The organism is Oerskovia sp. NPDC056781 (genome assembly GCF_042789955.1).
Classification (GTDB): domain Bacteria; phylum Actinomycetota; class Actinomycetes; order Actinomycetales; family Cellulomonadaceae; genus Oerskovia; species Oerskovia rustica.
The window spans coordinates 1-8,053 of the sequence record NZ_JBHUAD010000189.1 but is presented as its reverse complement, the minus strand read 5'-3'; the positions used below and the strand labels follow the sequence as shown (position 1 = coordinate 8,053).

Annotated in this window: 5 protein-coding genes; 1 reads left to right on the top strand and 4 read right to left on the bottom strand. The window is 73.7% G+C overall.

Features of this window, described 5'->3' with window-relative positions; genetic code table 11:
- Positions 1 to 57 precede the first annotated feature (57 nt).
- From ACFRCR_RS14565 to ACFRCR_RS14550, 4 genes are all read right to left on the bottom strand, one after another.
- Positions 58 to 2,673 (bottom strand): LuxR C-terminal-related transcriptional regulator, encoded by a 2,616-nt coding sequence (locus ACFRCR_RS14565; protein ID WP_377678506.1) that lies wholly within the window; start codon positions 2,671 to 2,673, stop codon positions 58 to 60.
- Positions 2,674 to 2,845: 172 nt separating this feature from the next.
- The gene (locus ACFRCR_RS14560; RefSeq protein WP_377678504.1) at positions 2,846 to 3,832 is read right to left on the bottom strand and encodes a hypothetical protein; all 987 of its coding nucleotides are present in this window, start codon (positions 3,830 to 3,832) and stop codon (positions 2,846 to 2,848) included.
- 163 nt (positions 3,833 to 3,995) lie between these two features.
- Positions 3,996 to 4,466 carry a pyridoxamine 5-phosphate oxidase gene (locus ACFRCR_RS14555; RefSeq protein ID WP_377678502.1) on the bottom strand — a complete coding sequence of 157 codons (471 nt, stop codon included), beginning with the start codon at positions 4,464 to 4,466 and terminating at the stop codon, positions 3,996 to 3,998.
- A 133-nt stretch (positions 4,467 to 4,599) separates the two neighbouring features.
- Positions 4,600 to 5,247 carry a DsbA family protein gene (locus tag ACFRCR_RS14550; protein WP_377678508.1) on the bottom strand — a complete coding sequence of 216 codons (648 nt, stop codon included), beginning with the start codon at positions 5,245 to 5,247 and terminating at the stop codon, positions 4,600 to 4,602.
- 201 nt (positions 5,248 to 5,448) lie between these two features.
- Between ACFRCR_RS14550 and pepN the strand changes: the two genes are divergently transcribed.
- On the top strand, positions 5,449 to 8,010 hold the full coding sequence (gene pepN, locus ACFRCR_RS14545) for an aminopeptidase N (protein WP_377678500.1): 2,562 nt from the start codon (positions 5,449 to 5,451) through the stop codon (positions 8,008 to 8,010).
- Positions 8,011 to 8,053 lie beyond the last annotated feature (43 nt).

Below are 8,053 nucleotides of genomic sequence, written 5' to 3'. Positions count from 1 at the left end.
GGTCCGGGCGCCCTCGGGCAGCTGCCCGGACCACCCCGGCGAGGCCTTGCTCGGACGTCAGCGCTGGCCGCACGTGAGCCAGGTGCGCGCCGCGCGCGCCAGTCCCTCACGACCGTCCGCACCGACCTTGTGGCTGGCGCTGAAGACGTGGTTCTCGACCGTGCGGACGCTGAGCACCATGCGTGCGGCGATCTCAGGCAGCGAGTACCCGCGGGCGACGAGCACGGCCACCTCGCGCTCGCGCACCGTGAGGTTCACCGCGCGGTCGAGCGGTGCGAACAGCCCGCACAGGTCTCGCCCGCGCAGGCCCGCCTGGCTCCAGGCGGAGTCGGCGTGCTCGAGCGCGGCCCGCGCCTCGCCGGCCTCGAGCAGGAGGACGGACCGGGCGACCGCGGTCCGCACGGCGAACTGGCGCAGACCTGCGCGGTACAGCGCCGACTCCTGCACCGCGAGCTGCTTCTCGTCGGCCGACGCGATCGCGACGGCGTAGTCGGCGAGGCGGCTGAGCAGGGGCGCGTCGCAGGTCGCCGCCATCGCGGACACCTGGGCGGCCCGCTCGGCCGACGGTGAGCGCTCGACGGCGCGCACGCCGGCCGTGACCGCGGCGGCGAGGAACCCGGCCTGGGCCCGCTCCAGGGCGACCTGCCAGATCGCGTCCGCGGCCGCGTCGTCGTCGGGGTCGTGCACGAGCGCCGTGAGCAGGTCCGCGGACATCCAGGGGTGCGGTCCGCGGGGGCCGCGCAGGGCCGAGGCCTGCAGGGCCGTGGTGCGGGCGTAGTCGCGGCGGCCCTGCCACTCGGCCGCGTTCGCGGCGAAGGTCAGCAGCGCCGCCTGGACGTGCGGCAGATGCCGTGGCGCCGTGCCGAGCGCGAGGACCGACGAGGTGAGCTCGTCGAGCTCCACGACCCGACCCTGCAGCTGCATCCCGTAGCCGGCGACGTACGCGTGCTCGTGCAGCGCCTCGGGTGCCAGGTCGCGGCGGGCACGTTCGACCCCGGCCAGAGCGTCGTCGACGGCGCCGCGCACGTCGCAGGCCAGCAGCCTGGACAGGGCGCGCAGCGAGGCGACGTGCTCCCGGCGCCCGTCCGCGTCCGGGACGGCGTCGAGCAGCTCGTCGGCGCGGGCCGGGCGTCCTGCGGCGAGCGCGGCCCCGGCCCGGCTCACGAGGAGGGCCGCGCGGGCGGCGGGCTCGTCCTCGGCCGGCGGTGCCGCGGCGTCGAGCGCGGCGACGGGCACGTCACCCACCAGGAGGCTGACGTCGATCGCCGCCGCGTCGAGCAGGCTCTCGCAGCCCGGCAGCGTGCCACGGTGCTGCTCGAGCCCGTCCAGGGCGCCGGCGGCCGTTCCGGACGACAGGGCCCGATGGGTCGCGGTCCACGCCACGAGCCGGGCGCGCTCGAGCGCCGTGCCCTCTGCGGACGTGCGCTGCAGCACGCCCTCCACCTCGTGGAGGGCCCCCGTGGTGAGGACGACCGACTCCAGGAGCGCGACCGCCGCCGCGGGCGTCGCGTGCCTCTCCCAGGCGCCCCGTCGGGCGACGCGCTCGGCGGTCCAGTGCTGCGCGAGCAGGCGCGCCTCGAGCGGACCGCCTGCGGCCTCCGCGCCCCGGTCCACGTGCACCACGGGGACGACGTGCCGGTCGACCTCGGCGAGCCTGTCCCGGGCAAGGAGGTTGCGCATCGTCGCCCCCTCGTGGGTGATGAACTCGGCGACGAGCGGCGGGAACACGCCCACGACCGGCTCGTCGCCGTCGGCCAGGACCTGCAGCAGCCCGGCGTCGTCGAGCGACGCGAGGGTGTCGGGAGCCACCATGCGCTGTGCCGTGCGCAGGGGCAGGGTCCCCGCGAAGGACAGCAGGGTCACGGCGTCGAGCCCGGCGTCGTCGATGTCGGTGAGGAACGGCTCGACGGACTGGGACATCGCAGTCGTCCACAGGCTGTCCCGCGTGACCCAGAGCCCGTCGCGCTGGACGATCCGGTTCTCCCGGCGGCCGGTGTCGACGACGGCCGCGACGAGGCCTGGCAGACCTCCCGACTTCGCCGCGACGCGCGCGACCGTCGCCGGGTCGACAGCCCCGCCGAGCAGGTCGTGGACGAGGGTGTGGACCCCCTCGAACCGCAGCGGGGCGAGGGTGACGCGCGCTCCGGGCTGCAGCTCGGCCGTCAGGGCGCTCGTGCCGGGCTGGCGGCGGCCACCGGGACGGGACGTGGTGAGGACGGGTGTCCGGGCGCGCGAGTGGACGGCGACGATCGCGCCGACCGTCGTGGGGTCCAGGTCGTCGGCGTCGTCGATGACGAGCACGGACGGGCGAGCGGACAGCAGCACCTCGAGGGACCCGACAGCGGAGCTGAGGGCCGGCAGCTGCCCGGGGGTGACGGCGATCTGCACCCCCGCGACGGCGAGCGCGCTCAGCGGACGGTCCTGCAGCGCGCGCACCCCGCAGATGCGGGTCACCGAGGCACCGCCCGCGTTGAGCCTCTCGATGACCCGGCGCACGAGAGCCGAGCGGCCCGAGGACCGCATGCCGACCACGTTGACGTTGGTGCCGTCGCGCAGGTATCCGAGCACCTGCTCGAGATGGCGGGCGTGGAGCACGACGTCGTCCTTGGTGGGACGGACCGGCGAGGGTTCGGGGTGGGTCGCGGGGGCGGACCCGGGGACGGGCTTGGGCATGTGGGGCGTCTCCCTCCGCCATCCATTCTGCCCACCGTTCCGGCGGGTGGGCGCAGAGACCGGTGCGTGGTCGGTTCGTGTCCGCGGACGGCGACCGGGCGGGTCTCGTCCGTGCCCGACGGCGTCGCTCCCCCGCGCGCTCAGCCCTGCTCGGGCCCGCCCACGGCCCTGCTCAGAACGACGAGAGGCCGGCCTTGGCCACGTTGAACCCCTTGCCCGTCTCGCTGTCGGTGCAACGCATGCCGGACTTCGAGCTCGTGCACGTGAACGACCCGACGGTCTTGGTCTGGTCGTAGTCGAGCACGGCGACGTCGTCCCCCGCCTTCTTCGGCTGGTCCGCGGTCGGGACGCACGGGATCTCGACGCCGTCCGCGGTGAGGGTCACCAGGTAGCCCGTGGTGCCCGTGCACCCGTCCACCGGGGCGGGTGCGGTCGCGAGCTCGGCGATGCCGCACGAGACCCCCTGCTCACCGATCGTGCACGTGATGTTCCGGCTGGGGCTGGTCACCGACTCGCCCGTGACGGCGACCGGACCAGGGTTCTCGGCCGGGGCGTCGGGGGTCTGGGCCGGTGCCTCTGCGGACGTGCCCGGGTCATCGGTCGCAGCCGGGCCGGGGGCGCCTCCGGCGAGGTTGATCGCGAACGCGATGACGATGCCGACGAGGATCACGTCGAGCGCGATGAAGGCGATCCACCCGGGGCTGAGCCGACGTCCGCTCCTGCCCGGGCGACCGCCCGAGCCGGTGCCCGACCCGCCACCCGGGGCGGCCGTCGGCGGCTGCTCGGCGTACCCGCCCTGATAGGCCTGCTGCTGCGGTTGCTGAGCGGCGTACTGCGGCTGGGCCGCGTACTGCGGGGGTTGCTGCGGGGCGTACGCGGGCTGGGGCACGACCGGCTGCGCCTGGTAGGCGGCCTGCTGACCGCTGCCGGGCGCGAACGCGGGTGGCGGCGCCTGGTACGCGGGCTGCTGCTGGTAGGCGGGCGGCTGGTACGCGGGCTGCACCGGCTGGTAGGCCGTGGCCTGCTGGTCCTGGGCGGCCGGTACAGGGGGCAGCGGGGCCGGTGTCGCGGGCTGCTGCGACCTGGGCTGGAAGACCGGAGGCTGCTGGGCAGGCTCGGAGTGCGGGGGCGGCGGAGGCACGGGGGCGTTGCCGGACATCACAGCTCCTCAGGGGACTCGGACCCCGCAGTTTCGGGGCAGAAGTACGCAGCATTGCACGGCCGTCCTGCCTCGGTCGAACCGCGCCCCTGTCCGATCGGTCCCGTATGCCCCCGACGCGAGGTCGGTTCCCCCCGGGCCGCGCGCAGGTCCGGCCCCGGTCTCAGTCCCGCTGCTCGACGACGTCCACGCCGGTGCCCGGACGCCAGGTCTCGACCCGCGTCACGCTGCGCTCGACCGTGGTGAGCACGACCCGGGTCAGGTCGAGCCAGAAGAGCTGGAACGGCTCGGCGCCGCCGGTCTCGGCCAGGACGGCGGAGCGGCCCGGGTCGTCCCTGGGGGCGCTGCGTACCGTCCCGTCGACCTTGACGTCCCCGTCGGACCGCGACCCGTCGCCGGGGTTCGAGTGCAGCACGAACCGTGGGTCGACGAGCAGGTCCATCGACCTGCCGGAGCGAGAGGTGGAACCGATCCACACGTCGTCCTGCCAGAACCCGACCTCGGTGCCGCTGACGCGCGGCGAGCCTGTGAGCGTCCGGGTCGCCAGGACGTGCCGACCAGCGGCCTCGAAGCGGGAGCGCACGCGGGCGGCGAGGTCGGGGGCGTCGTCGACGAGCTGCTTCCAGGTGGCCATGGCGTCGATCCTTCCACGCCTGGTCGGGGCCCCGGGTCGTCGTCCCGTGCCCCGTGCGGACGGCGCACCCTCGGGGCAGGGCGAGGATGCGCCGTCGGGCAGGGACACGGGGCGTGATGCGATCAGGCGGCGGTCAGTCGAAGACCGGGCCCTGCGTACGCGTGCGCTTGAGCTCGAAGAAGCCGGGCGTCGAGGCGACCAGGACGCACCCGTCCCACAGCCGTCCCGCGTCCTCGCCCTTGGGCGCGGGCGTCACGACCGGGCCGAAGAACGCGACGTCGCCGAACGCGACGACGGGCGTGCCGACGTCCTCGCCCACGCGCGAGATGCCCTCGGCGTGCGAGGCGCGCAGCTCGGCGTCGTAGCGGTCGCTCGTCGCGTGCTCGGCGAGCGACGCGGGCAGGCCGACCTCTGCGAGCGCCTCGGCGATCACGGCGTCGAAGTCGCTGCGCCCGCCCGGGTGCAGGCGCGTGCCGATCGCGTCGTAGAGCGGCTTGACGACCTCGTCGCCGTGCTCCTGCTGCGCAGCGATCACGACGCGCACCGGGCCCCAGCCGCGCTCCATGAGGTCCTGGTACTTCTCGGGCAGCTCGCGGCCCTCGTTGAGGACCGACAGGCTCATGACGTGCCAGCGCACGCTCACGTCGCGGACCGTCGACACCTCGTCCATCCACCGGCTCGTCATCCACGCCCACGGACACAGCGGGTCGAACCAGAAGTCGGCGGTGCGCACGGGCGCGTCGCTCTCGTGCAGGTCTCGGGCGGTGTCCGACGTCGTCACAGCAGTCACGGGGCAGGTCTCCTCAGCGGGTGGGAAGGTCGGGAGGGGGCGCGGACCCGCTCCCCCGCAGGCTCAACGCGCCCGGCGACCCGGACATTCCGACCGGCTGGAGGTCGCGGCAAACACGGCGACCCGCGGGGTGCCCCGTGGGACAATCGACGCGGCCCACCCGGCCAGCCCGACCCGTACTGAGGAGATGTTGTGCCCGGAGAGAACCTCACCCGCGCCGAAGCCGCCGAGCGCGCCGGTGTCGTCACCGTCCGTTCCTACGAGGTCGCTCTCGACCTCACGACCGGACCCACGACGTTCGGCTCGACCACGGTGGTGCGGTTCGCCGCGACCGCCGGGGCGAGCACCTTCATCGACCTGATCGCGCCGACCGTCCACGAGGTCGTGCTCAACGGCGAGCCGCTCGACGTCGCCCGCGTCTTCGCCGACTCCCGCATCCAGCTCGACGGCCTCGCCGCCGAGAACGAGCTCCGCGTCGTCGCGGACGCCGCCTACACCAACTCGGGCGAGGGCCTGCACCGATTCGTCGACCCCGTCGACGGCGAGGTCTACCTGTACAGCCAGTTCGAGGTCCCCGACTCGCGCCGCGTGTTCGCCGCGTTCGAGCAGCCCGACCTCAAGGCCACGTTCCAGTTCACCGTCACGGCGCCCTCCGCCTGGCAGGTCGTGTCCAACTCGCCCACGCCCGAGCCCGTCCCCGCGACCCACGCGACCGACTCCGCCGTGGACGCCTCGACCTGGACGTTCGAGCCCACGCAGGTCATCTCGACCTACATCACCGCGATCGTCGCGGGCCCCTACGTGGTCGAGCGCAGCGAGCTCACGTCCTCGGACGGCCGCGTGATCCCGCTCGGCGTCTTCGCGCGCAAGTCCCTCGCCCCGCACCTGGACGCCGACTACATCTTCGAGAAGACCCGTCAGGGCTTCGCGTTCTTCGAGGAGAAGTTCGACTACCCGTACCCGTTCGCGAAGTACGACCAGCTCTTCGTGCCCGAGTTCAACGCCGGGGCCATGGAGAACGCGGGCGCCGTGACGTTCACCGAGACGTACGTCTTCCGGTCCAAGGTCACCGACGCCATCAAGGAGCGTCGTGTCGTGACGGTCCTGCACGAGCTCGCGCACATGTGGTTCGGCGACCTGGTCACCATGAAGTGGTGGAACGACCTGTGGCTCAACGAGTCCTTCGCGGAGTGGGCCTCGACGCTCGCGACCGCCGAGGCCACCGAGTGGCACGAGGCCTGGACCACGTTCGCGGCCATGGAGAAGTCGTGGGCCTACCGCCAGGACCAGCTCCCCTCGACGCACCCGATCGTCGCGACCATCAACGACCTCGAGGACGTGCAGGTCAACTTCGACGGGATCACGTACGCCAAGGGCGGCTCGGTCCTCAAGCAGCTCGTGGCCTGGGTCGGCATCGACGCGTTCATGGCCGGCGTCGCCCAGTACTTCAAGAAGCACGAGTACAAGAACACCGAGCTCACCGACCTCCTGACCGAGCTCGAGGCCACGAGCGGGCGCGAGCTCGGCTCGTGGGCGCGCCTATGGCTCGAGACCGCGGGCGTCAACACGCTGCGCCCCGAGATCGAGCTCGACGCGCACGGCCGCATCGTGTCGTTCGCGGTGCTGCAGGAGGCCCCGGCCGACTACCCGACGATCCGCCCGCACCGCCTCGCGATCGGCTTCTACAACGTGGTCGACGGCGACCTGGTGCGCGAGCACCGCGTCGAGATCGACGTCGACGGCGAGCGCACCGAGGTCCCGGAGCTCGCGGGCCTCGACCGGCCGCAGCTCGTCCTTCTCAACGACGACGACCTCGCGTACGCCAAGATCCGTCTCGACGAGGCGTCGCTCGCGGTGGCGGTCGAGCACCTCGCGGACATCACCGACCCGCTCGCACGCTCGCTCGTGTGGGGCTCGGTGTGGGACGCGACGCGCGACGGCGAGACGCCGGCGAGCGAGTACGTGCGCCTCGTCCTGGGCAACATCGCCCGCGAGACCGAGTCCACGACGATCCGGACGACGCTCAACCAGCTCGCGCTGGCCGCGAAGTCCTACGTGACGCCGGGCAAGCAGGCCGCGACGCTCGCGGTCGTCGGTGACGAGCTGTGGCGCCTCGCGCAGTCGGCGCAGGCCGGCACGGACTCCCAGTTCCAGTTCGTGAAGTTCTTCGCGCACCTGGCCTCAACGCCCGCGCACGCCGACGCGCTGCGCGGTCTGCTCGACGGCTCGGTCGCCCTCGAGGGCCTCGAGATCGACACCGACCTGCGCTGGGAGATCCTCGAGGGCCTCGTCCTCCTGGGCCGCGCGGACCAGGCCGAGGTCGACGCCGCGCTCGCGCAGGACCACACGGCCACGGGCCAGCAGTCCGCCGCCCGCGCGACCGCGACGGCCCCCACGACCGAGGCCAAGCTCGCCGCGTTCGCGTCCCTCGTGGACTCGGACGAGGCCCCGAACGCGATCGTGCGCGCCACGACGCAGGGCTTCCAGCACGTCAACGACCCTGCGGTCCTGGCCCCCCTGGTCGAGAAGTACTTCTCCTCGCTGACCACGCTGTGGGCCGAGCGGAGCTACCACATCGCCGAGACGCTGGTCGTGGGCCTGTACCCGGCGCCGCTCGCGAACACCGCGCTGCGGGACGCGACGCAGGCCTGGCTCGACGCCCACACCGACGCGGCCCCGGCGCTGCGCCGCCTGGTCGTCGAGAACCTCGCGGGCGTGGAGCGGGCGCTCACGGCGCAGGGCGCGGACGCCTGACGGCCTGACGAACGGCGGACGCCGGGGTGGGAGGGCTGACCTC

Bases quoted from the DNA above. Each gene is read 5' to 3' on its own strand.
- ACFRCR_RS14565 (WP_377678506.1), bottom strand. From the start codon at position 2,673: ATGCCCAAGCCCGTCCCCGGGTCCGCCCCCGCGACCCACCCCGAACCC.
- ACFRCR_RS14560 (WP_377678504.1), bottom strand. From the start codon at position 3,832: ATGTCCGGCAACGCCCCCGTGCCTCCGCCGCCCCCGCACTCCGAGCCT.
- ACFRCR_RS14555 (WP_377678502.1), bottom strand. From the start codon at position 4,466: ATGGCCACCTGGAAGCAGCTCGTCGACGACGCCCCCGACCTCGCCGCC.